20 protein-coding genes and 3 pseudogenes are annotated in these 26,305 nt (G+C 70.5%); 10 read left to right on the top strand and 13 right to left on the bottom strand.

Annotated elements, in window-relative coordinates; genetic code table 11:
• Positions 1-278: 278 nt before the first annotated feature.
• From ADL01_RS30350 to ADL01_RS30340, 3 genes and pseudogenes are all read right to left on the bottom strand, one after another.
• A pseudogene (locus ADL01_RS30350) lies at positions 279-578 on the bottom strand (hypothetical protein); the annotation flags it as partial.
• Positions 579-726: 148 nt separating this feature from the next.
• Positions 727-1,683 (bottom strand): methylmalonyl Co-A mutase-associated GTPase MeaB, encoded by a 957-nt coding sequence (meaB, locus tag ADL01_RS30345; RefSeq protein ID WP_053745205.1) that lies wholly within the window; start codon positions 1,681-1,683, stop codon positions 727-729.
• A 49-nt stretch (positions 1,684-1,732) separates the two neighbouring features.
• Positions 1,733-2,935 carry an acetyl-CoA C-acetyltransferase gene (locus ADL01_RS30340; protein ID WP_053745204.1) on the bottom strand — a complete coding sequence of 401 codons (1,203 nt, stop codon included), beginning with the start codon at positions 2,933-2,935 and terminating at the stop codon, positions 1,733-1,735.
• Positions 2,936-3,082: 147 nt separating this feature from the next.
• Between ADL01_RS30340 and mce the strand changes: the two genes are divergently transcribed.
• From mce to ADL01_RS30315, 5 genes are all read left to right on the top strand, one after another.
• The gene (gene mce, locus ADL01_RS30335) at positions 3,083-3,523 is read left to right on the top strand and encodes a methylmalonyl-CoA epimerase (protein WP_053745203.1); all 441 of its coding nucleotides are present in this window, start codon (positions 3,083-3,085) and stop codon (positions 3,521-3,523) included.
• 242 nt (positions 3,524-3,765) lie between these two features.
• On the top strand, positions 3,766-7,614 hold the full coding sequence (gene scy, locus ADL01_RS30330) for a polarized growth protein Scy (protein WP_053745202.1): 3,849 nt from the start codon (positions 3,766-3,768) through the stop codon (positions 7,612-7,614).
• 193 nt (positions 7,615-7,807) lie between these two features.
• Positions 7,808-8,746, top strand: coding sequence for a cellulose-binding protein (locus ADL01_RS30325; protein WP_053745201.1), 939 nt, complete (start codon positions 7,808-7,810; stop codon positions 8,744-8,746).
• A gap of 351 nt (positions 8,747-9,097) precedes the next feature.
• Positions 9,098-10,309: an ABC transporter ATP-binding protein gene (locus ADL01_RS30320; RefSeq protein WP_053745200.1), complete on the top strand. Its 1,212-nt coding sequence runs from the start codon at positions 9,098-9,100 to the stop codon at positions 10,307-10,309.
• Positions 10,306-11,169: an ABC transporter permease gene (locus ADL01_RS30315; RefSeq protein WP_053745199.1), complete on the top strand. Its 864-nt coding sequence runs from the start codon at positions 10,306-10,308 to the stop codon at positions 11,167-11,169. Before ADL01_RS30320 ends, ADL01_RS30315 begins: the two co-directional genes overlap by 4 nt.
• Before the next feature lie 51 nt (positions 11,170-11,220).
• Here the strand turns inward: ADL01_RS30315 and ADL01_RS30310 are convergent, their stop codons facing one another.
• The gene (locus ADL01_RS30310; RefSeq protein WP_053745198.1) at positions 11,221-11,556 is read right to left on the bottom strand and encodes a hypothetical protein; all 336 of its coding nucleotides are present in this window, start codon (positions 11,554-11,556) and stop codon (positions 11,221-11,223) included.
• Between the two features lie 311 nt (positions 11,557-11,867).
• Here ADL01_RS30310 and ADL01_RS30305 point away from each other — a divergent pair, with 311 nt between their 5' ends.
• On the top strand, positions 11,868-12,896 hold the full coding sequence (locus tag ADL01_RS30305) for an LLM class flavin-dependent oxidoreductase (RefSeq protein WP_053745197.1): 1,029 nt from the start codon (positions 11,868-11,870) through the stop codon (positions 12,894-12,896).
• Between the two features lie 83 nt (positions 12,897-12,979).
• On the opposite strand, the gene ADL01_RS30300 is transcribed toward ADL01_RS30305, so the two are convergent.
• The gene (locus ADL01_RS30300) at positions 12,980-13,372 is read right to left on the bottom strand and encodes an SCO5389 family protein (RefSeq protein WP_053745196.1); all 393 of its coding nucleotides are present in this window, start codon (positions 13,370-13,372) and stop codon (positions 12,980-12,982) included.
• Positions 13,373-13,670: 298 nt separating this feature from the next.
• Between ADL01_RS30300 and nucS the strand changes: the two genes are divergently transcribed.
• Positions 13,671-14,342, top strand: a complete 672-nt coding sequence (gene nucS / locus ADL01_RS30295; protein WP_053745195.1) for an endonuclease NucS — start codon at positions 13,671-13,673, stop codon at positions 14,340-14,342.
• A 100-nt stretch (positions 14,343-14,442) separates the two neighbouring features.
• Here nucS and ADL01_RS30290 read toward each other — a convergent pair whose 3' ends face one another.
• From ADL01_RS30290 to ADL01_RS30280, 3 genes are all read right to left on the bottom strand, one after another.
• Positions 14,443-17,073, bottom strand: a complete 2,631-nt coding sequence (locus ADL01_RS30290; protein ID WP_053745194.1) for an ATP-binding protein — start codon at positions 17,071-17,073, stop codon at positions 14,443-14,445.
• Positions 17,074-17,294: 221 nt separating this feature from the next.
• Positions 17,295-17,618, bottom strand: coding sequence for an STAS domain-containing protein (locus ADL01_RS30285; protein ID WP_053745193.1), 324 nt, complete (start codon positions 17,616-17,618; stop codon positions 17,295-17,297).
• A 174-nt stretch (positions 17,619-17,792) separates the two neighbouring features.
• The gene (locus ADL01_RS30280) at positions 17,793-18,641 is read right to left on the bottom strand and encodes a 3-hydroxyacyl-CoA dehydrogenase family protein (protein WP_053745192.1); all 849 of its coding nucleotides are present in this window, start codon (positions 18,639-18,641) and stop codon (positions 17,793-17,795) included.
• A gap of 203 nt (positions 18,642-18,844) precedes the next feature.
• Here ADL01_RS30280 and ADL01_RS42800 point away from each other — a divergent pair, with 203 nt between their 5' ends.
• The gene (locus ADL01_RS42800; RefSeq protein WP_078960832.1) at positions 18,845-19,417 is read left to right on the top strand and encodes a cob(I)yrinic acid a,c-diamide adenosyltransferase; all 573 of its coding nucleotides are present in this window, start codon (positions 18,845-18,847) and stop codon (positions 19,415-19,417) included.
• Here the strand turns inward: ADL01_RS42800 and ADL01_RS30270 are convergent.
• A pseudogene (locus tag ADL01_RS30270) lies at positions 19,412-19,963 on the bottom strand (hypothetical protein); the annotation flags it as partial. The gene ADL01_RS42800 and the pseudogene ADL01_RS30270 overlap by 6 nt on opposite strands.
• Positions 19,964-20,144: 181 nt before the next feature.
• On the opposite strand from ADL01_RS30270, the pseudogene ADL01_RS30265 reads away from it, so the two are divergent.
• Together ADL01_RS30265 and ADL01_RS30260 are read left to right on the top strand one after the other, a co-directional pair.
• Positions 20,145-20,812 (top strand): annotated as a pseudogene (locus ADL01_RS30265) (response regulator).
• Between the two features lie 128 nt (positions 20,813-20,940).
• Positions 20,941-22,770, top strand: coding sequence for a glycoside hydrolase family 18 chitinase (locus ADL01_RS30260; protein WP_053745190.1), 1,830 nt, complete (start codon positions 20,941-20,943; stop codon positions 22,768-22,770).
• Positions 22,771-22,850: 80 nt separating this feature from the next.
• Here the strand turns inward: ADL01_RS30260 and ADL01_RS30255 are convergent, their stop codons facing one another.
• The 4 genes from ADL01_RS30255 to ADL01_RS30240 form a co-directional block, all read right to left on the bottom strand.
• A complete protein-coding gene (locus ADL01_RS30255) occupies positions 22,851-23,297 on the bottom strand; it encodes a DUF2550 domain-containing protein (RefSeq protein ID WP_053745189.1) in 447 nt (148 codons plus the stop codon).
• Between the two features lie 130 nt (positions 23,298-23,427).
• Entirely contained in the window at positions 23,428-23,802 is a 375-nt protein-coding gene (locus tag ADL01_RS30250; RefSeq protein WP_053745188.1) for a F0F1 ATP synthase subunit epsilon, read from the bottom strand.
• A 129-nt stretch (positions 23,803-23,931) separates the two neighbouring features.
• Positions 23,932-25,368 (bottom strand): F0F1 ATP synthase subunit beta, encoded by a 1,437-nt coding sequence (atpD, locus tag ADL01_RS30245; RefSeq protein ID WP_053745187.1) that lies wholly within the window; start codon positions 25,366-25,368, stop codon positions 23,932-23,934.
• Positions 25,368-26,285, bottom strand: a complete 918-nt coding sequence (locus tag ADL01_RS30240) for a F0F1 ATP synthase subunit gamma (protein WP_053745186.1) — start codon at positions 26,283-26,285, stop codon at positions 25,368-25,370. Before ADL01_RS30240 ends, atpD begins: the two co-directional genes overlap by 1 nt.
• Between the last annotated feature and the right edge of the window lie 20 nt (positions 26,286-26,305).

The following is a 26,305-nucleotide window of genomic DNA, read 5'->3' as shown; positions in this document are numbered from 1 at the left end:
GCTGGAGCGTGCCCTCGCCGCGCACGTCCCGCAGATGACCGCTGACCTGATGGAACCGCTCACCGTCATCGAGCGGCTGATCCTGCGCGAGCTGGTGACGAAGCTGCTCGCCCACTCGACGCGCGGTACGGTCGCCACTCCTGCCCGGCCGTGACCGGCCCTTCGCCGAGAAGCCGCCGGAACGAAGGGGGCACCTACGTGACGTTCCTCCTGCTCTGTGCCAACGGCACGATCGGCTCCCGCATCACCGTTGATGTCAAGGACCGGACCGGTCTCGGTGCCCGGCCGCTGTCCGGGGCGATGACGTACACGCGGACCTGCCCGCTGCCGTAGCCGGAGACCTCGACCGGGATCCGGTAGGTACGGGTGCCCGAGTCGCCCTCCTTGACGATCGTGCGGCCCACGTCGACACGCGGCAGTGCGGCCGCCTCCACCGCCGAAGTGCCGGGCCCCCAGCCCCAGGCGTCCATCAGCCAGGGCCGCCCGGACTGCGAACGGGGCGTCAGCTCAAGGGACTTGACATGTCTGAGATCGAGCCCGGCCCGGGTCGCGGCCGACAGCGGGACGCGTAGCTCCAGCCGGGGCACCTTCGGCTCTTTCGCAGAACCGCCAGTTACGAGTATCCGGTGGACGGGCTGAGATGCCTGGGCCTGGGCTGCAGAAGCGGTGCGGGCGGGTGCGGGTGGGTGGGAAAGAAGGTAGGCCCTCGCTGGGAGGGACGGCCCCTCACCGCTCCGTCAGGCCCGCCACCAGTTCGTCCGCCGCCCCATAGGGGTCCAGTTCACCCGCCACGATGCGCTCCGCGAGGGCGTCCAGGCGCCGGTCGCCGTGCAGGTCGCCGATGCGTTCGCGCAGGGCCGTGACGGCGATCGTCTCGACCTCGTGGGACGCGCGGGCCCTGCGGCGTTCCGCGAGCACCCCGCGCTCCTCCATCCACGCGCGGTGCTTCTCCAGGGCTTCCACCAGCTCGTCGACGCCCTCCCCCCGCGACGCGACCGTCTTGACGATCGGGGGGCGCCAGTCGCCGGCGGATCGGGACTGGCCCAGACCCAGCATGTGGTTCAGTTCGCGGGCCGTGGAGTCCGCGCCGTCCCGGTCCGCCTTGTTGACGACGTACACGTCACCGATCTCCAGGATGCCCGCCTTGGCCGCCTGGATGCCGTCGCCCATCCCGGGCGCGAGGAGCACCACGCTGGTGTCGGCCTGCGCGGCGATCTCCACCTCCGACTGGCCCACACCGACCGTCTCGACGAGGATCACGTCGCAGCCCGCCGCGTCCAGGACACGGATCGCCTGCGGGGCCGCCCAGGCCAGGCCGCCGAGGTGGCCGCGGGTCGCCATGGAGCGGATGAAGACGCCGGGGTCCGACGCGTGGTCCGACATCCGCACCCGGTCGCCGAGCAGCGCGCCACCGGAGAACGGCGACGACGGGTCGACCGCGAGTACGCCCACTCGCCTGCCCTGCTGCCGGTACGCCGTCACCAGCGCCGAGGTCGACGTCGACTTGCCCACCCCCGGCGATCCCGTCAGGCCGACCACGTACGCGTTGCCCGCCAGCGGGGCCAGCGCGGCCATGACCTCGCGGAGTTGTTCGGACGCCCCCTCCACCAGGGAGATCAGCCGGGCCACGGCCCGCGGCCGGCCCTCCCTGGCCTGGGCCACCAGTGTGGGGACGTCCTGCATCACGACTCCGTTCCGATCACAGCCGTACGGCCGGCCCGCTCGCGACCGCTTACGCCTTGGGTACCCGCACGATCAGCGCGTCACCCTGGCCGCCGCCCCCGCACAGGGCCGCCGCGCCGACGCCGCCGCCGCGCCGCTTCAGTTCCAGGGCCAGGTGCAGGACGAGCCGTGCGCCGGACATACCGATCGGATGGCCCAGGGCGATCGCGCCGCCATTGACGTTCACCCGTTCGGTCGACACGCCGAGGTCCTTCATTGACTGGACCGCGACCGCCGCGAAGGCCTCGTTGATCTCGATCAGATCAAGATCCTCGATGGCCAGGCCCTCCTTCGCGAGGGCGTGCAGGATGGCGTTGGACGGCTGGGACTGGAGGGAGTTGTCCGGACCCGCCACATTGCCGTGGGCGCCGATCTCCGCGATCCACTCCAGACCGAGTTCCTCGGCCTTCGCCCTGCTCATCACGACCACGGCCGCCGCACCGTCCGAGATCTGTGACGACGTGCCCGCCGTGATCGTGCCGTCCTTCGTGAACGCCGGGCGCAGCCTGCCCAGGGACTCCGCCGTCGTCTCCGCCCGGATGCCCTCGTCCTGGCTGAAAACGACCGGTTCGCCCTTGCGCTGCGGGATCTCGACCGGAGTGATCTCCGCTTCGAAGACACCGTTCTTCTGGGCCGCCGCCGCGCGCTGATGGGAGGCGGCGGCGATCTCGTCCTGCTCGGGGCGCAGGATGCCCAGGCGCGTGTTGTGCTTCTCCGTCGACTCGCCCATGGCGATGTTCTCGAAGGCGTCGGTCAGACCGTCGTACGCCATCGCGTCGAGCATCTCGATCGCGCCGTACTTGTAGCCCTCGCGGGACTTGGGGAGCAGGTGGGGGGCGTTCGTCATCGATTCCTGGCCACCGGCCACGATCACGTCGAACTCGCCGGCGCGGATCAGCTGGTCCGCCAGCGCGATCGCGTCCAGGCCCGACAGACACACCTTGTTGATGGTCAGCGCCGGGACGCTCATCGGGATGCCGGCCTTGACCGCGGCCTGACGGGCCGGGATCTGGCCCGCGCCGGCCTGGAGGACCTGGCCCATGATCACGTACTGCACCTGGTCGCCCCCGATACCCGCACGGTCGAGGGCGGCCTTGATCGCGAAGCCGCCGAGGTCGGCTCCGGAGAAGGTCTTCAGCGAGCCCAGCAACCGTCCCATGGGCGTACGCGCGCCCGCGACGATCACCGAGGTGGTGCTGTTCGTTCCTGACATGAGGTGCGATCCCCTTTCAGCTGGGGAGCTGAGGAGTGTGAACGAGGGTTTACTTGAATGTACTGAGCGGTAGTCCCGCCGTCATCCGGCTGTCAGTGTGATCGCGCGCACGTTGCGTAACCACCTCCCAAGCGGTGCACTGACACCATGCTGACGCGAATCGACCACATCGGGATCGCCTGTTTCGACCTCGACACGACTGTCGAGTTCTATCGGGCCACGTACGGCTTCGAGGTGTTCCACTCCGAGGTCAACGAGGAGCAGGGCGTGCGCGAGGCCATGCTGAAGATCAACAACACGGACGACGGCGGCGCCTCCTACCTCCAGCTCCTGGAGCCGACCCGCGAGGACTCCGCCGTGGGCAAGTGGCTCGCCAAGAACGGGGAGGGCGTGCACCACATCGCTTTCGGTACGGCGGATGTGGATACGGACGCCGCGGACATCCGCGAGAAGGGCGTACGCGTTCTGTACGAGGAGCCACGGATCGGCTCCATGGGGTCGCGGATCACCTTCCTGCACCCCAAGGATTGCCACGGAGTACTGACAGAACTGGTCACTTCGGCCGCTGTTGAGTCACCTGAGCACTGACCCTCGTACATATGGGCCGGTAGGGTTGGGGACGGCCGCTGCCGTGTTGTCGGGGAGCGGCCCGGGTCCCAGTGCGTTGAGGTGCGGGATTCGAGGGCCGGGGACGGGTTTCGGGGGCTGAGGGCGAGGGCGGGAGACCGTGCTCCGCCGTTGATCTGACACCATTCCCCGGGGGCCCCGTTCGGTGGACGGACGTGGCTCGTTCGGAGAAGGTTGCGACCAGGGACGGATGGGACCGCGCAGTGCGGGGCTACGAACGCCAGGAGCGAGAGCCGGCGGCTGACGTCGACCACCTCTCTCGGTTCGAGGCCGAGATGGAGCGGCTGAAGACCGAGCGGGAAAAGGCGATTCAGCACGCCGAGGACCTCGGCTACCAGGTCGAGGTGCTGCGCGCCAAGCTTCACGAGGCGCGCCGCACTCTCATGTCCCGGCCCGCCTATGACGGCGGTGACCTCGGCTATCAGGCCGAGCAGTTGCTGCGCAACGCGCAGATCCAGGCGGACCAGCTCCGCCAGGACGCCGAGCGGGAGATGTCCCAGGCGCGCGCCCAGACGCAGCGCATCCTTCAGGAGCACGCCGAGCAGGCGGCCCGGTTGCAGGCCGAGCTGCACCAGGAGGCGGTGACCCGTCGCCAGCAGCTCGATCAGGAGCTGGCCGAGCGACGCCAGACCGTCGAGTCGCACGTCAACGAGAACGTGGCGTGGGCCGAGCAGCTGCGGGCCCGCAGCGAGTCCCAGGCCCGTCGGCTGGTCGACGAGTCGCGCGCCGAGGCCGAGAAGGCGCTGGCCGCCGCGCGCGCCGAGGCCGAGCGCGTCGCGAACGAGGCCAGGCAGCGCCTGCAGAGCGAGGGCGAGTCCGCCCGCGCGGAGGCCGACCAGCTGCTGCGCAGGGCCCGCGCCGAGGCCGAGCGCCTCCTGAACAGCGCGACCTCCGAGGCCCGCGAGGCCGCCGACCACGCCGAGCAGCTGCGCAGCTCCACGGCGACCGAGTCGGACAGCGCCCGCCGTCAGGCCACCGAGCTGAGCCGCGCCGCCGAGCAGCGGATGCAGGAGGCCGAGGCCGCCCTGCGGGAGGCACGCGCCGAGGCGGAGAAGGTCGTCGCCGAGGCGAAGGAGGCCGCCGCCAAGACGACCTCCAGCGCCGAGTCGGCCAACGAGCAGCGCACCCGTACGGCGAAGGAGCAGGTCGCCCGGCTGGTCACCGAGGCCAACCAGGAGGCCGAGGCCACCAAGGCGACCGCCGAGGAGATCGTCGCCGACGCCAAGGCCAAGGCCGAGAAGATCGTCACGGAGGCCGAGGAGACCGCCCGCAGTCTCACCGCCGAGGAGACCGCCTCCCAGCTCGCGAAAGCTGCCCGTACCGCCGAGGACGTCCTGAACAAGGCGTCCGAGGAGGCGAAGTCGACCACCAGGGCGGCCACCGAGGAGGCCGAGCGCATCCGCGCGGAGGCCGAGGCGGAGGCGGACCGGCTGCGCGCCGAGGCACACGACATCGCCGAGCAGCTCAAGGGCACGGCGAAGGACGACACCAAGGAGTACCGCGCCAAGACGGTCGAGCTCCAGGAGGAGGCCCGGCGGCTGCGCGGCGAAGCCGAGCAGCTGCGCGCCGACGCGGTCGCCGAGGGCGAGCGCATCCGCGCGGAGGCCCGCCGTGAGGCCGTCCAGCAGATCGAGGAGGCGGCCAGGACCGCCGAGGAGCTCCTCGGCAAGGCGAAGGCGGACGCGGACGAGCTGCGCCAGACCGCCCAGACGGACAGCGAGAAGGTCCGTACGGAGGCCATCGAGCGCGCGACGGCGCTGCGCCGGCAGGCCGAGGAAACCCTGGAGCGCACCCGCAAGGAGGCCGAGCGGCACCGCGCGGAGGCCGTCGAGCAGGCCGAGGGCATCACGGCGGACGCCGAGCGGGGCGCGCGTGAGCTGCGCGAGGAAACCGAGCGGGCCATAGAGGCACGCCGTGACGAGGCCGGCGCCGAACTGGCCCGGCTGCAGTCCGAGGCCGAGGGCCGGCTCACCGCCGCCGAGCAGGCGCTCACCGACGCCCGCGCGGAGGCCGAGCGGATCCGCCGCGAGGGTTCCGAGGAGTCGGAGCGGCTGCGTTCCGAGGCCGCCGAGCGCGTCCGGAGCCTGCAGGCGCAGGCGGACGCGGAGATCCAGCGGCTGCGCGACGAGGCGGCGGCGGACGCGTCCGCGTCCCGGGCGGAGGGCGAGGCCATCGCCGTACGCCTGCGGTCCGAGGCCGCGGCCGAGGCCGAGCGGCTGAAGACGGAGGCCCAGGACACCGCCGACCGGGTACGGGCGGAGGCACAGGCCGCTGCCGAGCGACTGGCCGCGGAGGCGTCGGAGACGCTGGCCGCCGCTCAGGAGGAGGCCGCCCGGCGTCGGCGCGAGGCCGAGGAGACCCTCGGTTCCGCCCGCCAGGAGGCCGACCAGGAGCGTGAGCGGGCCCGCGAGCAGAGCGAGGAGCTGCTGGCGTCGGCGCGCAGGCGCGTGGAGGACGCCCAGGCCGAGGCCGTACGGCTGGTCGCGGAGGCGGACCGGCGGGCGAGCGAGATGGTGTCGGCGGCCGAGCTCCACGCCCAGCAGGTGCGGGAGTCGGTGTCCGGGCTGCACGAGCAGGCCCAGGAGGAGATCCAGGGGCTGCGCTCCGCCGCCGAGCATGTCGCCGACCGGATGCGGCGCGAGGCCCAGGAGGAGTCGGACCGGGTTCGCGCGGACGCCTACGCGGAGCGGGAGCGGGCCTCGGAGGACGCGAGCCGGGTGCGGCGGGAGGCCGCGGAGGCGTCGGAGCACGCCAAGGCGCTCGCCGAGCGCACGGTGGGCGACGCGATCGCCGACGCGGAACGGATGCGTCAGGACGCCTCCGCGCACGCCCAGCGGGTGCGTACCGAGGCGTCGGACACCATCGCGGGCGCCGAGCAGGACGCGGCGCGCAGCCGTGCGGAGGCCCGTGAGGACGCGAACCGGATCCGTTCGGACGCGGCGACGCAGGCCGACACGCTGATCACCGAGGTGACGGCGGAGGCCGAGCGGCTCACCGAGGAGACCAACGCCGAGGCGGAGCGGGTCCGGGCCGAGTCCACGGCCAAGGCCGACCAGCTGATCGCGGAGGCGAGCGGGGAGGCGGAGCGGCTGCGGGCCGAGGCCGCGGAGACGGTCGGTTCGGCGCAGCAGCACGCGGAGCGGGTCCGGGCCGAGGCGGAGCGGTTCAAGGCGGAGGCGGCGGCGGAGGCCGACCGGCTCATGTCGACGGCGCGCGACGAGGCCGACACCACGCTGGACGAGGCCCGCAAGGAGGCCAACAAGCGGCGCTCCGAGGCGGCCGAGCAGGTCGACACGCTCATCACGGAGACGGCCGCCGAGGTCGACAAGCTCCTGACGGAGTCGCAGCAGGCCGCGCAGAAGACGACCGCGGAGGCGGAGGCGCAGGCCGACTCGATGGTGGGCGCGGCCCGCACCGAGGCGGACCGGCTGGTGGAACAGGCGACGGCGCAGGGCAACGCGGCGGTGGAGAAGGCCCGCGCGGACGCGGACGGGCTGCTGGTCGGCGCGCGCCGGGACGCGACCGCCATAAGGGAGCGCGCGGAGGAGCTGCGGGACCGCATCACGGCCGAGATCGAGAGCCTGCACGAGCGGGCCCGCCGGGAGGCCGCCGAGACGATGAGGACGACCGGCGACCGCTGTGACGCGCTGATCACGGCCGCCGAGGAGCAGCTCGCCAAGGCGGAGGCGAAGGCCAAGGACCTGGTCTCGGAGGCCAACTCCGAGGCGGGCAAGGTCCGGATCGCCGCCGTCAAGAAGGCCGAGGGGCTCCTGAAGGAGGCCGAGCAGAAGAAGTCCTCGCTGATCAGGGAGGCCGAGGAGCTTCGGGCCGAGGCGATCCGCGAGGCGAAGGCCACCGTCGAGGAGGGCAAGCGGGAGCTCGAGATCCTCGTGCGGCGCCGGGAGGACATTCAGGCCGAGATTTCCCGTGTCCAGGACGTGCTGGAAGCGTTGGAGTCTTTTGAGGCCCCGACGGCGAGCAAGGACGGCGGGGTCAAGGCGGGCGCTGCGGCAGGCGTGACTCGTTCGGGTGGCAAGTCGTCAGAGGGCTAGCCGGGAGGGCACGTTGCGTGCATCCTGTGCGGCTTTCGGGGCTCTTTGACCAACTTTTGGGCAAGCAGTCCGCCGGTTAGCCACTCAAAAGGGGTCTCATTCTCCATATCAATCGGGTGACTGCACGATGACACGCCGCTTGGCCCCCTAGGATTCCCCTATCACCTCACCGGTCTCATTCGACAGGAACCCCATGAGCGACACTTCCCCCTACGGCTTCGAGCTTGTGCGGCGTGGGTACGACCGCGCTCAGGTGGACGAACGCATCTCGAAGCTCGTCTCCGACCGTGACAGCGCTCTGGCCCGAATCACTGCTCTGGAAAAGCGCATCGAGGAGCTCCACCTCGAGACGCAGAACGCCCAGGCCCAGGTCAGCGACGCAGAACCGTCGTACGCCGGTCTCGGCGCGCGCGTCGAGAAGATCCTCCGTCTTGCCGAGGAGGAGGCGAAGGACCTGCGCGAGGAGGCCCGTCGCGCGGCCGAGCAGCACCGTGAGCTCGCCGAGTCGGCGGCCCAGCAGGTGCGCAACGACGCAGAATCGTTCGCTGCGGACCGTAAGTCCAAGGCGGAGGACGAGGGCGTCCGGATCGTCGAGAAGGCCAAGAGCGACGCCTCCCAGCTGCGCCAGGAGGCGCAGAAGGACGCGCAGTCCAAGCGTGAGGAGGCGGACGCCCTCTTCGAGGAGACCCGCGCCAAGGCCGCCCAGGCCGCCGCGGACTTCGAGACGAACCTCGCCAAGCGCCGTGAGCAGTCGGAGCGCGACCTCGCGTCCCGTCAGGCCAAGGCCGAGAAGCGCCTCGCGGAGATCGAGCACCGCGCGGAGCAGCTCCGCCTGGAGGCCGAGAAGCTGCGCACGGACGCCGAGCGCCGCGCCCGCCAGACCGTCGAGACGGCGCAGCGCCAGGCCGAGGACATCGTGGCCGACGCGAACGCCAAGGCCGACCGGATCCGTTCGGAATCGGAGCGCGAGCTGGCGGCTCTCACCAACCGCCGCGACTCGATCAACGCCCAGCTGACGAACGTCCGCGAGATGCTCGCCACCCTGACGGGAGCCGCGGTCGCCGCCGCCGGCGCTCCGGTCACGGACGACGAGCCGATCACCCGCGGCGTCCCGGCCCAGCAGTCCCGCTGATCAAGTAACGGTCGCCTAACGGCTCCCGAGGCCCGTACCCCCTTGGACAGGGGGCACGGGCGTCGGCTTTTTTCGGGATGCATGTCGTGTCATGGGCCGACGCGGAGGTTCGGGGAGGCTGGGGCGGCCTCGCGATCATGGTGACGTGGGTCGCCGCGGCCCTGCTCGGCGGGTATCTGCTGCTCAGGACGCGGGATGCCTGAGCCCCGATCTCGCGCATCCCCCTCGTGCGGTCACGGTCCAGACCTTTTTTGCTGCTTTTTGAAGGGAACCGTCAGCATCCGGATAAGCTCCTAACCCTTACGGGGGCGTGTGCCCTGCTGACCTGAATTTTTCGGTGGGTGCGGAGCAATGATCGAGGCAGTCGGCCTGACGAAGCGCTACGGCGACAAGACGGCCGTGTACAACCTTTCCTTCCAGGTGCGGCCGGGAGCCGTCACCGGCTTCCTGGGCCCCAACGGGTCGGGCAAGTCGACGACGATGAGGATGATCCTCGGCCTGGACCAGCCGACATCGGGCCAGGTGACGATCGGTGGCTTCCCCTACCGCAAGCTGCCCAACGCTCCCCGCCAGGTGGGCGCGCTGCTCGACGCAAAGGCCGTGCACGGCGGCCGGTCCGCCCGGAGTCACCTGCTGTGCCTGGCGCAGTTGTCGGGCATCCCGGCGCGGCGCGTGGACGAGGTGCTGGGCGTCGTCGGGCTCCAGGACGTGGCTCGAAAGCGCTCCAAGGGGTTCTCGCTCGGTATGGGCCAGCGGCTCGGCATCGCCGCCGCACTGCTCGGCGACCCCCAGGTGCTGCTCTTCGACGAGCCGGTCAACGGCCTCGACCCCGAGGGCATCCTCTGGGTGCGCAACCTGATGAAGGCGCTCGCGGCGGAGGGGCGGACCGTGTTCGTCTCCTCCCACCTGATGAGCGAGATGGCGCTGACCGCCGACCACCTGATCGTGATCGGGCGCGGACAGCTGCTGTCCGACATGAGCGTCAAGGACTTCATCTCCACCAACTCGGCCGACTTCGCGCGCGTACGCACCCCGGAGACCGAGCCCCAGCAGCGCGAGAAGCTGACGGCCGCGCTGACCGAGGCGGGCGGCCAGGTGCTGCCCGAGCAGGACGGCGCGCTGCGCGTCATGGGCCTGCCGCTGCCCCGGATCAGCGAGCTCGCGCACACCGCCGACGTACGCCTGTGGGAGCTGTCGCCGCACCAGGCGTCCCTGGAGGAGGCGTACATGCGGATGACGCAGGGCGCCGTCGACTACCGCTCGACCGTCGACCAGAAGGCCGGACTCCAGCAGCCGCTGCCGCCGGGCACGCAGCCGCCGGTGCAGATGCCGGTGCCGGGACTGGGCCAGCCGGGCTGGTACGCCCCGCCGCCGCCCCAGCCGGGCGGTCAGCCGCCGTTCGCGGCGCCCGGACAGCCCGGACAGCCGGCCGGCCCGTACGGCGCGCCCGGCGGTCCCGGCGCCTCCGCCGACGGCCACCCGAACCCGTACGCGCAGCCCGCCGCCCCTCAGCAGGCGCCTGCCGCCGCCCCCGCCCTGACCAAGCCCGAGGACGCCCGATGAGCACGCCCCAGCAGCCCCCGACGCAAGCGCTGCAGCCGCCGGTCGCGCCCGACTGGCAGGCGGCGCCCGGCACTTCGTTCGCCCCTTACACCTCGCCGATCCCGGTCACGCGCACGCACCTCGGGCATGCCCTCGCCTCCGAGTGGACGAAGATCAAGTCGGTGCGCTCGACGCTGTGGACGCTCGGGGTCTTCCTGGTCCTCGTCATCGGCATCGGCCTGCTGGTCGCCGGGCAGACGACCGACGAGAACTTCGGGAACGTGCCGTACACCATCCCCGCGTTCTTCGGGCTGGTCCTCGGGCAGATCTGCCTGATCACGCTGGGCGTGCTGGTCATCTCGTCGGAGTACGGCACGGGCATGATCCGTACGACGTTCACCGCCTCGCCGCAGCGCCACCGGGTGCTCGCCGCCAAGCTGATCATCTTCTTCGCGGTCGCGTTCGTCGTGTCCGCGTTCGCGATCGGTTTCGTCGGACTGGTGACCGAGTCGATGCACAACGCCGGTGAGGGCAAGGCGTGGGGCGGCACGGTCGTCAAGGGCGCGCTGTACGTGTCGCTGCTCGGGGTGCTCGCCCTCGCGGTCGGCTCGATGCTGCGTCACTCGGCGGGTGCGATCACCGCGATGCTGGGGCTCGTCCTGGTACCGGCGATCCTGCCCGCGTTCCTGCTGCTGTCCGAGAGCATGCAGTGGATCGGCCAGAAGATGCTGGAGTACAACGCCCCCAATTCCCTCGCCAGGATCTTCGGGCTGGGCGACGGGAACAACATCGGCGGCGGCGCCCAGCTCGGTCTGCTCGCCGGGGTGACCGCCGCGGCGATCGCCGGCGCCTTCGTGCTGCTCGACCGCCGGGACGTGTGAATCACCCGGATGCGTGAACTCCCCTGACCAGGGGCACGTTCGCGAACCTGGTCAGAACCTCGGCGCGTTACGGGACCGCTGCACCCGCGTGGTGCGGCGGTCCTTCGCGTTCCAGCAGGCCTTGTGCCAGTGCCGGCGGTCGTCCACGCCCGCGTGCTCGGCCCACGCGACGACGTGCGGGACGCCGGAGGGGATCAGCTGGTCGCAGCCGGGGCAGCGGTACGTCTTGCCCTGGGCGCTGGCCCCCGCCACGTGCCGGACGTTCCAGTTCTCGCCCTGCCAGCTCTCCGAGGACTGGAAGCCGCCGTAACGGCCGGAGTCGTCCCCGTCGGCGCTCCGGCCGGACGAGCCGCCGGGGCCTTGGGGGCGGTTGCGACGCGGGGACACAGGACACCTCACGGAGCGGTTCAGGGGGCAGGGGGCCCGACCAGCCTACGCGGCGCCATCCGGGGTAGAGGTAAATCACCACCTCCGCACTACATCTCTCGAATTCTCTCGAACTCCTTCTCGAATCCCCTCCTCTCTTCCCGTCGGCTCCCGGGCCGCTCTCAGGCAGGCCCCAGGAAGCTCTCCGCCCGGCTGCCCGATTCTGCAGACAATCCGCCAATCTCTCCGCCAAGCCGTGACTTCGGCACGTGTCGTGCGGTTATGCCGTGCGGGGGAGCTCCGTGTCGGGGCCTAGGAAGCAGGAAAGAGCGATGCGCGTAGGAAGTTTTGTGCTGGCGGCCCAGTTCCCGGGCCAGGGCCAGGGGGAGGCACTGCACCGAGCGGTCCGGTCCGCCGAGGTCGCCGACGAGGCGGGACTCGACACGGTCTGGCTGGCGGAGCACCACTTCGTCCCGTACGGCGCCTGCCCGTCCGCGACGACCCTGGCCGCGCTGCTGCTGGGCCGCACCCGGCGCATCCGGGTCGGCACGGCGGTGAGCGTACTGCCCACCACCCACCCCGTGGCGCTCGGCGAACAGGCCGCGCTGCTGCACCTGACGTCCGGCGGGCGGTTCACGCTGGGCGTGGGGCGCGGCGGGCCGTGGGTCGACCTGGAGGTGTTCGGGACGGGCCTCGAAGCGTACGAGAAGGCGTTCCCGGAATCACTCGATCTGCTGGTCCGCTGGCTGCGCGAACCGTCGGTGTCGGCCGACGGCGACCGGTTCAGGTTTCGTGAGGTGCCCGTCGTACCCAGCCCGTCGGAGGCGCTCACGGACACCCCGGGACCAGAGGTCGTCGTCGCGTGCACCTCGCCGTCGAGCGTACGGCTGGCCGCCGAGCGCGGGCTGCCGATGCTCCTCGGGATGCACGTCGGGGACGAGGAGAAGGCCGAGATGGTCGCCCTGTGGCGGCAGCTCGCGCACGCGGCGGGCCGTTCCGGGGACGAGATCCGGGGAGCCGCCCATGTGTCGGCCGGCGTCTGCCAGATCGCGGACCGGCGCACGGACGCGGTCGAGACGCTGACGAAGGCGATGCCGGGCTGGCTGCGACAGGGACTGGAAGCGCATGTCACGGTGGACGGCCGGCAGCGTTCGATGCGGGACCCGGTGGCCTACACCGAACTCCTCTGCGGACTGCACCCGGTGGGCACCCCCCGACTGTGCGCGGACCGCCTCGCGGCGACCTCGGAACGCACGGGCATCTCGCGCTTCGCCCTGCTCGTCGAAGGCTCCGGCGACCTGGCGGCCACCGAGGACAACGTACGGCGACTGGGCACCGAGGTGCTCACGCAGCTTCGCTGAACACCCGGCCGGCCCAGGGAGCTTGCCGCCCCGTACAGAAACACCTCCCGCGTACGGAGCGGCAAGCGATGCCCCAAGCCGCGTCAGCAGTCCCGGAATTCCGGAGACTGGTTCAGCAACTGACTGCGTGCCGAGGTGAAGCGGGCCAGCTTGACGTCCACCGAGGAGTCCAGCGGGAAAACCGCCACCCGGTGACAGTTCTGGAAGGCCAGCCGCACACCGAAGTGCCGCTGCAGCGCGCCGCGTATCGCGTCACTCGCCAGCGCACGCAGCAGCTGGCCACGTGCCTGCTCGTCCGGCGGGGGCGTCTGGTTGTCGGCGAAGTCTCCGCCGTCCACCTTCAGCTGTGCCACCAGGGAGCTGATCATCTCCCATGCATAGGGCAGGGAGGTCCGGACGCAGTCGACGAATTCCGCTTCGTCGACCTCGCCTCGCTCGGCCTGTTCGAGTAGGGCCGGTGAGACGTCGAGCGACATGAGTTCTCCTCTCGCACCCCCGGATCACGGGGGTTGCCGGACGGGGAAAGGGAGCCCGCGACCCGAGCACGCTCCGTACACGCGTCGCGACCTCCCGTTTACCACCGTAAGCAACGGACCGTGACCGCACCAGGAAAACGCGAATACAAGGCCGGTCAGAACCATCCTCATAGGCACACAATCAGCCAACAACGAACAGTTGCCACTGGCATGTTCCGTCGGCCCACCAGAGTCCACTTCACCACTGTGAGGTGGGCGAATCGCGTGGACCACCGCGCGTCGAGTAGCGTTGCCGACCATGCGTCTCGTCATTGCGCGCTGTTCCGTGGACTACGCGGGCCGGCTCACCGCTCATCTCCCGTCGGCCCCCCGCCTCATCCTGGTCAAGGCTGACGGCAGCGTCTCGATCCACGCGGACGACCGCGCCTACAAGCCTCTCAACTGGATGTCTCCGCCCTGCACGTTGAAGGAGGGGTCCGGAGACGACGAGGGGATCTGGACCGTCATCAACAAGGCGGGCGAGAAACTCATCATCACGATGGAGGAGATTCTCCACGACTCCTCGCACGAACTGGGCGTGGATCCCGGCCTGATCAAGGACGGCGTGGAAGCGCACCTCCAGGAACTCCTCGCCGACCGCATCGAGACCCTCGGCGACGGCTACACCCTCATCCGCCGCGAGTACATGACGGCCATCGGCCCGGTCGACATCCTGTGCCGGGACGCCGACGGCGCGACGGTCGCGGTGGAGATCAAGCGGCGGGGCGAGATCGACGGCGTGGAGCAACTCACACGCTATCTGGAACTGTTGAACCGCGACCCGCACCTCGCTCCGGTGCGCGGCATCTTCGCCGCGCAGGAGATCAAGCCCCAGGCCCGCGTCCTCGCCACGGACCGGGGCATCGGCTGCGCGGTACTGGACTACAACGCGATGCGCGGCATCGAGGACGACAAACTCCGGCTGTTCTGAGGCCGGTTCACGGCTTGTAGGCGACTTGCGGGTCGGCTGTACGGGGAAGGGGGCGGGTCCGTTGTCACGGGCCCGCCCCCTTCCTCGTGTCGTCGTGCCGTCAGATCACCGGCGTCGGAGTGTCGGTGTCGACGGGGGCGCTCGCCGGCTCACTCGCGGTCTGGACCGGGCTGGAGGCCGGTCCGCTGGCCGTGGTCGTGGTCGCCGGGGTCGAAGGCGCCGGCGTCGTCGGATCGGGCGTCGGCTCCGGGCTGGCCGGGGCCGAGGTGGTCGGATCGGACGACGGCGTCGGGGGCGTCGGGTCAGGCGTCGTCGGGTCGTCGGTGGGACCGGTCGGCGTCGGATGGCCCGACGGACGCGGGCTCTCCGTACCGCCGCCACCGTCTCCCCCGGTGCTCCCCCCGCCACCCGGCGTCTTCGTCCCCGTAGGCTCGTCCGACGGCTCGTCGCCGCCCGTCGGAGGCGGCGTCGGGTCGTCCGAGGTGCCCATCGTCCCGTCGGGACCCGGGTCGGTCGGGCGGCTGGTGGCCGTACCGGTGTCGCCGTTGCTGTCGTTGCCGGCGCTGCCGTCGTCGGCCTTGTCGGCGCCCAGACTGTCGTCGTCGCCGCCCGCACTGGCCGACGGGTTGACGCCGACCCGGTCGGACGGCGCGTCGCCCGGGTTCGAGGTCGCGCCCAGCGTCACCACCGTGCCGAGCACGGCCGCGAGCAGGGCGCCCGCGCCGACCGCCACAATGTTGCGCCGCGCGCCGCCCACGAGACGCTGGATGCCCGAGACCTTGTGTGCGCCGCCCCCGGACCGGGACGAGATCAGGGTCGCCGGGAACTCACCGGCCCCGTAACCGGAAGCCGAAGCGGAACCGGCGGGCGACGGCTGCGGCGGCGTATGGCCGGCGGCACCGAAGACCGCCGGGACACCGCCGGGCGGCGACGCCGACTCCTCGTACCGTGCGTCCGGCACCTCCTCGCCCGCCGCGCTGACCGGGCCGGAGCCGAGGCCGGGGGTGTCGCCGGCGCGGTCGGCGACCAGGGTGAGGGCGCGGCGGCCCGCGACCATGCCGCGCTTGTCGGCGAGGGCACCGCGCAGGCCGATGGCGGCCTCCAGCTCGGTACGGGCCAGGTCGAGCTCGTCGCCGCAGAGGGCGAGGATGCCCAACTCGTGCTGGAAATAGGCCTGTTCCGAGACCTCCCCGGAGAGCCGGGCGGCCTCGGCGCCGGCGAGCAGGACGCGTTCCCAGGCGCTCCAGTACAGGCCGGCCGCGAAGGCGGGCGCCGCGGTGCGGGCCAGCCGTACGGCCGTGGTCTCCTCGTCGTCGGCCGGCGGTGTGTTCTCGGGGACCAGGACGGCGAGGGCGGCGAGCAGGGCGTCGGACTCGGCGCAGACCCGCTCGGGGGTCACGGACGGGTGTCCGGCCCACCAGGCGTAGTGCTGGGCGGCGGTGAGCGCCCGGTCCTGGGCGTCTTCGCCGTATCCGGCGGCCTCCAGCTGGGTCCGTACCCCGGCCGCGAGCCGGTAGTGGGAGCCGACCGGGGAGACCAGCGCACAGCCGAGCAGCTCACCGAGGGCGGCGTCCGCGTGGGTGTCGCCGACCAGCGCGGGCAGATGGGCCTGGTGAGGCACCTCACCGCCGAGCGCGACGGCGAAGCGCAGGGTGTCCCGGGCGGACGCGCTGAGCCGGGACGCGAGCAGCGGCGCGGGCGCGGCACCCTCGGCGAGCGAGGGCAGCGGTACGACGTCGTCCTCGGCGCCGGTGTCGGTGTCGGAAGGCTGCGCGTCGGCCGGAATGTCCCCGAAGACGCCGAACGCGTCGACGGCGTCAGTGCGGGCGCGCAGTCCGTCGCGCTGCCTGAGCAGGGCGCCGGCCTGGACGAACCGCAGGGGCAGGCCCTCGGACTCGAACCAGAGGTCGCCTGCCCAGTTGGCCTCCTCCTCGGTGAGGACGCGGCCGACGGAGCGCTCGAGGAGTTCCAGGCCGCCGGCCCGGTCGAGGCCGTCGAGGAACAGTTCCTCGATCATCGAGTCGGCGGACGGGGCGGGTACGTCGGGGGTGGCGCTGATCAGGAAGGCGCACTCGGGGGTCGCGTCGAGGAGTTCGTCGAGCGCGGCGCCGCCGAACTCCACGTCGTCGAGGACGACGACCGCGCCGGCCTCGCGGACGAGGGCGCGCAGTTCGTCCGGTTCCGGCCGGTACAGAGGTGCGCTGTAGACGGCGTAGAAGAGGTCGTAGAGGAGGTCGGTCTGGGTGCGGTGGAAGCCGGTGAGGCGGACCACGCCGTCGGGCGCGAGGTCCGCGCAGTCCGCGGCGACGGCGTCGAGGAGTGTGGTGCGGCCGGAGCCGGCCGGGCCGATGAGGCGTACGGAACGGCCGCGGGCCAGCAGCCGGACCAGCCGTTCGCGCTCGCCGTCACGCTCCAGGAGCGGCAGTTCGGGCCGTGCGGGCCCGGGCGGTACGTGCGGCTTTGCGGCGCGGGTGATCTCGGCGCGCTCGGCCGCCGTGAGCTTCACGGGCCGGCCGGGCCGTTCGCCGGGTGGACAGACCTCTATCTCGCTGCCGTCGACCGGGTTGACGGTGAGCAGGTAGTCGCCCGAGACGAGCTGCACCGTGCGGGCGAGCGCGGGCGTGTGCTGTCCGAAGTCGGATGTGAGGGCGTCGCGAGGCGGGCGCTGACGCGGCGTACTGCCGTCGGCGTCATGGCCGTACTCCTCGGAGCCCTGGTTGTTCGGGTCCATAAGGTTCAAGCCCCCAAAAGCGTCATGTGCGGGTCGACGGGACCCTGGCCCCTCCCGGCCTTGCTGCACACTGAGCTGTCGCTTCTGGTCCGGGCCCGCTCGTGGGATATCTGGCAGCGGGCGACCGAACCCTAAACCTTCGCACAGTATCTACGACAGGCCGGGGTACCGCGCCGTCCGAGACGTCACAGTCTCGTGAGGATTGTGCGGGAAGTGCGGTTTCACACCCTGGGCAGTGACTCCACCCCGATACCACCCTCGATCGCGAGGATCCGGTGCAGCCGGGTGGCCACCAGCAGGCGCTGCATCTGCGGTGGTACGTCGCGCAGCACGAGCCGTCTGCCGCACCGCCCGCACCGCCGGTGGGCTCCCATGATCACCCCGAGCCCGGTGGCGTCCCAGGACTCCAGCTCGGACAGGTCCAGCACGAGGTCGCCGACGCCTGTGTCGACGGCCGTGTGCAGGACCGTACGGGCGTCCGCCGCGCTGCGTACGTCGAGGCGGCCCCCGACGACCAGCTCGGCGTGGTCGCCCCTGATGTACATATGCGCTCCCGTGAGTGCGTGTCGTGCTCCGCGTCGGTAGGTGATGCAACCTCTGACTGCCTGAGGGGCTGTCAGGTTGCCGTCTGTGAGCGAACCGATACCCAATTCACCCCACGGGGTGACACCCCAGGGGTTCGTGCGGTTTCCGTACCTGTTGACTCCGTGCGGCACTGCTCAGTACTTGTAGAAGCCCTGCCCGCTCTTACGGCCGATGTCACCGGCGTCAACCATCCGGCGCATCAGCTCCGGAGGAGCGAACTTCTCGTCCTGGGACTCGGTGTAGATGTTGTCGGCGGCGTGCAGCAGGATGTCGACCCCGGTGAGGTCGGCGGTGGCCAGCGGGCCCATCGTGTGCCCGAAGCCGAGCTTGCAGGCGAGGTCGATGTCCTCGGCGGTGGCGACACCGGACTCGTACAGCTTGGCCGCCTCGACGACGAGCGCCGAGATCAGCCGGGTCGTCACGAAGCCGGCGACATCCCGGTTGACGACGATGCAGGTCTTGCCGACGGACTCGGCGAACTCCCGTGCGGTGGCGAGGGTTTCGTCGCTCGTCTTGTAGCCGCGGACCAGCTCGCAGAGCTGCATCATCGGCACCGGCGAGAAGAAGTGCGCGCCGACGACCCGCTCGGGGTGGTCGGTGACGGCGGCGATCTTGGTGATCGGGATGGCGGAGGTGTTGGAGGCGAGCACGGCGTCGGGGCGCGTGATCTTGTCGAGCGCGCGGAAGATCTCGTGCTTGATCTCGAGCTTCTCGAAGACGGCCTCGACGACGATGTCCGCGTCGGCGACCGCGTCGAGGTCGGTCGTCGCGGTGATGCGTCCGAGGGCGGCCTCGGCGTCGGCCGCGGCGAGTTTGCCCTTGCCGACGAACTTGTCGTACGAGGACTTGATGCCGTCGGTGCCACGAGTGAGTGCTTCGTCGGTGACATCGCGCAGTACGACGTCCCAGCCCGCCTGTGCGGACACCTGGGCGATGCCGGAACCCATCAGGCCGGCTCCGATGACGGCAAGCTTCCGTGCCACTGTGCGACTCCCCTGACGCGCTGTTTACGTGTGCCTCGTGTATTGGGCCTCTTCGGCGGACCCTAGCGGTCGTGAGGGTGCTGTGTGACCGGTAAGTAATGCGCGTCACGTCTCATCTGGCGGACATCACACCGACGTGGCTCATTCGGCCCCTCGCACGCATTGGTTGAGCGGCTGTCGGAGGTCCTCACTACGCTGGCGCCATGGTCAATCTGACGCGCATCTACACCAGGACCGGCGACCAGGGCACCACCGCCCTCGGCGACATGAGCAGGGTCGCCAAGACCGATCTGCGGATCTCGGCGTACGCCGACGCCAACGAGGCGAACGCGGTGATCGGGACCGCCGTCGCGCTGGGCGGGCTGGAGGTGGCGGTCGTCAAGGTGCTGACCCGGGTGCAGAACGACCTGTTCGACGTGGGGGCGGACCTGTCGACTCCGGTGGCCGAGAACCCGGAGTTTCCGCCGCTGCGGGTCGAGCAGTCGTACATCGACAAGCTGGAGGCGGACTGCGACCGGTTCCTCGAAGACCTGGAGAAGCTACGCTCGTTCATCCTGCCCGGCGGCACCCCCGGCGCGGCCCTCCTGCACCAGGCGTGCACGGTCGTACGCCGGGCCGAGCGCTCCACGTGGGCGGCGCTGGAGGTTCACGGGGACGTCATGAACCCGCTCACCGCGACCTACCTCAACCGCCTGTCGGACCTGCTGTTCATCCTGGCGCGGACCGCGAACAAGGAGGTCGGGGACGTGCTCTGGGTCCCGGGCGGAGAGCGCTGACGTCTCCGCGTACCCGGCCGGCGCCTTCTTCGGCCAGATCGCGTAGGTCAGCGCGATCAGGCCGTGGACGCCGGCCACCCGGAGCGCCGTCAACTGGGCGGACCGCAGGGACGAGATGTCCCCGTCGCCGACGTACCAGGCCGCCGCCTGGAGCAGCGCGCACGCGACCGCCGCCATGACGACGGTACGCAGCCACAGGCCACCCTCGTGGCGGGCGCGGGCCATGCCGTAGCGCGGCGGTTTCGGCGGGGGCGGGCCCCCGGCCAGGCGGTGGGCGGCGTGGCCGTCGAGCAGGCGGATCGTGTAGTGGCCGTATCCCACCGTGAAGCCGATGTAGAGCGCGGCCAGGCCGTGTTGCCAGGCGGGTTCGGCACCGTTCTTCAAGTCGATCGCCGTCGCGACGAACAACACCAGTTCCAGCAGCGGTTCGCACAGCAGCAGCACCACGCTCGTGCGGCGCCACTTGAGCAGGTAGCGGACGGCCAGGCCGAGCGCCAGCAGCACCCAGAAGCCCACCTCGCAGGCGATGATCAACGCGACGATCACGACTCGCTCCTCACAGCGGAATCCGTTCTCCTTCCAGGCTCCCGGCCAGGCGGGCCGGATGCGTCGTCGGCGGTGAGGAAGTCCCGGTACATCGAAGGATGCAGTGGGAGACCCTTCCCGGGGATCAGGCGGGCGGCGTTCGGGCCGTGTTGGATGGGGACGTGTCCCAAGGAGAAGACGCATGACGCAACCAGGGCCGGCCGCCCCCGCGATCCGGGTGGTCGTCGCCGAGGACCAGTCGGCCGTGCGGGCCGGGATCGTCCTCATCCTGGGCAGCGCGCCGGACGTCGAGGTGGTCGGGGAGGCGGCGGACGGTGAGCAGGCGGTGGCGCTGGCCCGTGAACTGCGGCCGGACCTGGTGCTGATGGACGTTCAGATGCCGCGCCTGGACGGGGTGTCGGCGACCCGGCAGGTGGTGGCGAACAGCTCGCAGACGTCTTGGTGTTGACCACCTTCGACCTCGACGCGTACGTCTTCGGGGCGCTGCGCGCGGGAGCTTCCGGTTTCCTCCTGAAGAGCGCGGAGGCCAAGGACCTGATCGAGGCGGTGCGGACGGTGGCGCGCGGCGAGGGCCTGATCGCCCCGGCGGTCACCCGGCGCCTGATCGCCGAGTTCGCGTCCGGCCCGGCGCGGGAGCCGAGGGCCGATCCCGCCGTTCTGGACGCCCTGACCCGCCGTGAGCGCGAGGTGCTGTCGTGTCTCGGCGAGGGACTGTCGAACGCGGACATCGCGGCCCGCCTCGACATGGCCGAAGCAACGGTGAAGACCCACGTCAGCCGGTTGCTGAGCAAGTTGGAGCTGCGCAGCCGCGTCCAAGCGGCTGTACTGGCACAGGAGTTGGGGGTTTAGCGAAATCGAGTGAGCCTGCACCGGGAATGGTCCAGACCTATTGACCCGTGGTCCAGACCTTCCTATTCTCGCGGCACTGCGGGTGCGAAGGCTCAGTCGCGCCCCTCACACCTCCAAGGAGGCGCCGCATGCGCTTCGGACACAGATGTACGGCAGGCTTTACGGCCCTGCTGCTCCCCCTCGCCGCCCTGGTGGGCCTGGCGAGCCCGGCACAGGGAGCCGCCGCGTCGTCATCGGCGACCGCGACCTACGCGAAGACCCAGGACTGGGGCACCGGCTTCGAGGGCAAGTGGACGGTCACCAACACCGGTACCACATCGATCGGTTCATGGACGGTCGAGTGGGACTTCCCCTCCGGTACGTCCGTCACCTCGGCCTGGGACGCCGACGTCACCTCCAGCGGCGCCCACTGGACCGCCAGGAACAAGTCCTGGAACGGCACCCTCGCCCCCGGCGCCACCGTCTCCTTCGGCTTCAACGGCGCCGGTACCGGCTCCCCCGCCAACTGCAGGCTTAACGGCGGCAGTTGCAGCGGCGGCACCGTGCCCGGCGACAACGCCCCCTCCGCGCCCGGCACTCCGACGGCCTCCGGTGTCACCAACACCTCGGTCAAGCTGAGTTGGGGCGCGGCCACCGACGACAAGGGCATCAAGAACTACGACGTCCTGCGCGACGGCACCAAGGTCGCGACGGTGACGGCCACCTCGTACACGGACACCGGTCTGACCGCCGGTACGGACTACTCGTACACCGTCCGGGCCCGCGACACCGCCGACCAGACCGGACCGGCGAGCGGCGCGGTCGCCGTGCGCACCACCGGCGGCACCACCGACCCGCCCACCGGGAACAAGGTCAAGCTCGGCTACTTCACCGAGTGGGGCGTCTACGGCCGCAACTACCACGTCAAGAACCTGGTGACCTCGGGCACGGCGTCGAAGATCACGCACATCAACTACGCGTTCGGCAACGTCAAGGACGGCAAGTGCGTCGTCGACGACACCTACGCCGCCTACGACAAGGCCTACACCGCCGACCAGTCCGTGTCGGGCGTGGCCGACACCTGGGACCAGCCACTGCGCGGCAACTTCAACCAGCTGCGCCAGCTGAAGGCCAAGTACCCGAACATCAAGGTGCTGTACTCCTTCGGGGGCTGGACCTACTCCGGCGGCTTCACCCAGGCCGCCGCCAACCCGGCCGCCTTCGCCGCCTCCTGCAAGGCGGTCGTCGAGGACCCGCGCTGGGCGGACGTCTTCGACGGCATCGACATCGACTGGGAGTACCCGAACGCCTGCGGTCTGACCTGTGACGCGTCGGGTGCGGCGGCCTTCAAGAACCTGATGTCGGCGCTGCGTTCGCAGTTCGGGGCGCATTACCTCATCACCGCGGCCATCACCGCCGACGGCTCCTCCGGCGGCAAGCTCGACGCGGCCGACTACGGCGGCGCGTCCGCCTACGCCGACTGGTACAACGTGATGACGTACGACTACTTCGGCGCCTTCGACGCGGACGGCCCGACCGCCCCGCACTCGCCGCTCACCTCGTACGCCGGTATCCCGGCCGCCGGCTTCAACTCCGCCGACGCCATCGCCAAGCTGAAGGCGAAGGGCGTCCCGGCGGCGAAGCTCCTGCTGGGCATCGGCTTCTACGGGCGTGGCTGGACCGGCGTCACCCAGTCCGCCCCCGGCGGCGCGGCGACCGGCGCGGCACCGGGCACGTACGAGGCCGGCATCGAGGACTACAAGATCCTCAAAGCGTCCTGCCCGGCCACCGGCACGATCGCCGGCACCGCGTACGCGTACTGCGGCAACAACTGGTGGTCGTACGACACCCCCGCGACGATCGCAGGAAAGATGGCCTGGGCCAAGAACCAGTCCCTGGGCGGCGCATTCTTCTGGGAGTTCAGCGGCGACACGAGCAACGGGGAGCTGGTGAACGCGATCAGCGGCGGCCTGGCCTAGTCACCGGCACGGCAGAGCAGAAAAGGCTGCGGGGCGGGTCCGTATCGTACGGATCCGCCCCGCAGCCCTCTATGTGAAGGTCAGGCCACGTTCACCTGTTGCCCGGGAGGCGCCGCCTCCAGCCAGGCGAGGAAACCGGTCAGCGCGTCGTCGCTCATCGCCAGCTCCAGTCTCGTCCCCCGGTGAAGACACGCCAGCACGACCGCGTCCGAGAGCAGGGCCAGCTCCTCCTCGCCGTCGGGGGCGCGGCGGCCGGCCACCTCGATCGCCGAGCGTTCCAGGACGCGGCGCGGACGGGGAGAGTACGAGAAGACGCGGTACCACTCGATGCGGTCGCCGTTGTAGCGGGCGACACCGTAGCCCCAGCCCTTGCCGCTGGGGTCGGGTTTCTCCGGTACGTCCCAGCGCAGGCTGCAGTCGAACGTACCGCCGGAGCGTTGGATGAGCCGGCGGCGCAGGCCGAAGACGAACAGGCCGACCACCGCGACCGCCACGACCACGCCGCACACAGTCAGAGCGAGGATCATCGACACCGACCTCCTCGTCTCCTAGGTAACGGAAAAGAAAAAACACCCGGATTCGCCTCAGCCGCGGCCAGGACCGGAAGTAACCGGTCCCAGCCGCGGCTGAGGCAAAGCATCACACTGTGCGCTGTGGTCAGCGCGCCGCCACGGCCCGCAGTCGGACGTCCGCACGCCGCTCGGCGGAGGCATCGCCCTCCGCCTTCGCGGTCTCGAGCTCCCGCTCCACGCGCTGGACGTCGATCTCGTCCGCCAGCTCGGCGATCTCCGCCAGCAGCGACAGCTTGTTGTCCGCGAACGAGATGAAACCGCCGTGCGCCGCGGCGACGACCGTTCCACCATCACTCGTACGGATGGTCACCGGGCCCGACTCCAGCACACCGAGCAGCGGCTGGTGACCGGGCATGACGCCGATGTCGCCGGACGTGGTGCGCGCGACGACCAGGGTGGCCTCGCCGGACCAGACCTGGCGGTCGGCAGCGACCAGCTCGACGTGCAGCTCAGCAGCCAAGGTTGGCTCCTCGGGTCACCACCCGGCGGTTGTGCCGGGTGTTGGGATCAATTCTAGGGGAAGTGCGGAGAGGGGCAGGACGCACCCCGCGAAGGGTGACCCCCTGCCCCTCTCCCAAGAGCGCGGGGGTCAGGAGACGCCCAGCTCCTTGGCGTTGGCCTTGAGGTCCTCAATGCCACCGCAGAGGAAGAACGCCTGCTCCGGGAAGTGGTCGTAGTCGCCGTCGATGATCGCGTTGAACGCGACGATCGACTCGTCCAGCGGCACATCCGAACCGTCGACGCCGGTGAACTGCTTGGCGACGTGGGTGTTCTGGGACAGGAAGCGCTCCACGCGACGGGCACGGTGGACGACGAGCTTGTCTTCCTCGCCCAGCTCGTCGATACCGAGGATCGCGATGATGTCCTGAAGGTCCTTGTACTTCTGGAGGACCGTCTTGACGCGCATCGCGGTGCTGTAGTGGTCCGCCGCGATGTAGCGGGGGTCCAGGATGCGGGACGTGGAGTCCAGCGGGTCCACGGCCGGGTAGATGCCCTTCTCGGAGATCGGACGGGAGAGAACCGTCGTCGCGTCGAGGTGGGCGAACGTGGTGGCCGGGGCCGGGTCGGTCAGGTCGTCCGCGGGGACGTAGATCGCCTGCATCGAGGTGATCGAGTGACCACGGGTCGAGGTGATGCGCTCCTGGAGGAGACCCATCTCGTCGGCCAGGTTCGGCTGGTAGCCCACCGCGGAGGGCATACGGCCGAGCAGGGTCGAGACCTCGGAACCGGCCTGCGTGAAGCGGAAGATGTTGTCGATGAAGAACAGCACGTCCTGCTTCTGCACATCGCGGAAGTACTCCGCCATGGTCAGACCGGCCAGGGCCACGCGCAGACGGGTGCCCGGGGGCTCGTCCATCTGGCCGAAGACCAGCGCGGTCTTGTCGATGACGCCCGAGTCGGCCATCTCCTCGATGAGGTCGTTGCCCTCACGGGTGCGCTCACCGACACCGGCGAACACGGAGACACCGTCGTGGTTGTTGGCGACGCGGTAGATCATCTCCTGGATGAGCACCGTCTTGCCGACGCCGGCACCGCCGAACAGGCCGATCTTTCCACCCTTGACGTACGGGGTGAGAAGGTCGATGACCTTGACGCCGGTCTCGAACATCTCGGTCTTCGACTCGAGCTCGTCGAAGCGCGGGGCCTTGCGGTGGATGGACCAGCGCTCGCCCTCGTACTTCTCCTCGGAGTTCAGCACCTCACCGAGCGTGTTGAACACCTTGCCCTTGGTGAAGTCGCCGACGGGGACGGTGATGCCCGTACCCGTGTTGGTGACCACGGCCTGGCGGACCAGACCGTCGGTGGGCTGCATGGAGATGGTGCGGACCAGGCCGTCACCCAGGTGCTGGGCGACCTCCAGGGTCAGCGTCTTCTTCGCGCCGTCGAGGGCCGGGTCGGCCACCTCGACGTGAAGGGCGTTGTAGATCTCCGGCATGGCGTCGACGGGGAATTCCACGTCGACGACCGGGCCGATGACCCGGGCGACGCGGCCCGTGGCAACGGCCGTCTCAACTGTCGTCGTCATTACCTGTCACTCCCCGCGGTCGCGTCGGCCAGGGCTGCGGTGCCACCGACGATCTCGCTGATTTCCTGGGTGATTTCGGCCTGTCGGGCCGCGTTGGCAAGTCGGGAGAGCGTGGTGATGAGCTCTCCCGCGTTGTCGGTCGCCGACTTCATCGCGCGGCGCGTGGCGGCGTGCTTGGAGGCAGCCGACTGGAGCATCGCGTTGTAGATACGGCTCTCGACGTACCGCGGCAGCAGGGCGTCGAGGACGTCCTCCGCCGACGGCTCGAAGTCGTACAGCGGAAGGATCTCGCCCTTGCCCGCCGACTCCGCGGCAACCTCGTCGAGGCTGAGCGGCAGCAGACGGCCGTCGACCGCGTTCTGCGTCATCATCGAGACGAACTCGGTGTAGACGATGTGGAGTTCGTCCACGCCGCCGTCCGCCGTCTCCTTCTCGATGGCCTCGATGAGCGGAGCCGCGACCTTCTTGGCGTCCGCGTACGTGGGCTCGTCGGTGAAGCCCGACCACGACTCCACGACCTTGCGCTCGCGGAAGTTGTAGTGAGCCAGGCCACGGCGGCCGACGATGTACGTGTCGACCTCCCTGCCTGCCGCCTCAAGTCGCGCCGTCAGCTTCTCGGCGGCCTTGATCGCGTTGGAGTTGAAGGCGCCGGCCAGACCGCGGTCGCTCGTGAGGAGCAGAACCGCGGCACGGGTGGGCGTCTCGGCCTCGGTGGTCAGCGGGTGCCTGGTGTTAGAGCCGGTGCCGACCGCCGTGACCGCGCGGGTGAGCTCGGTCGCGTACGGCGCGGAGGCCGCCACCTTGCGCTGCGCCTTGACGACACGCGAGGCGGCGATCATCTCCATCGCCTTGGTGATCTTCTTGGTCGCGGTGACGGATTTGATGCGACGCTTGTAGACCCGGAGCTGGGCTCCCATGAGTCAGGTCCCTTCCGTCG

Source organism: Streptomyces sp. NRRL WC-3618, assembly GCF_001280005.1.
Classification (GTDB): domain Bacteria; phylum Actinomycetota; class Actinomycetes; order Streptomycetales; family Streptomycetaceae; genus Streptomyces.
The sequence above is the reverse complement of the archived record's forward strand: the minus strand, read 5'-3'. Positions and strand labels throughout refer to the sequence as shown.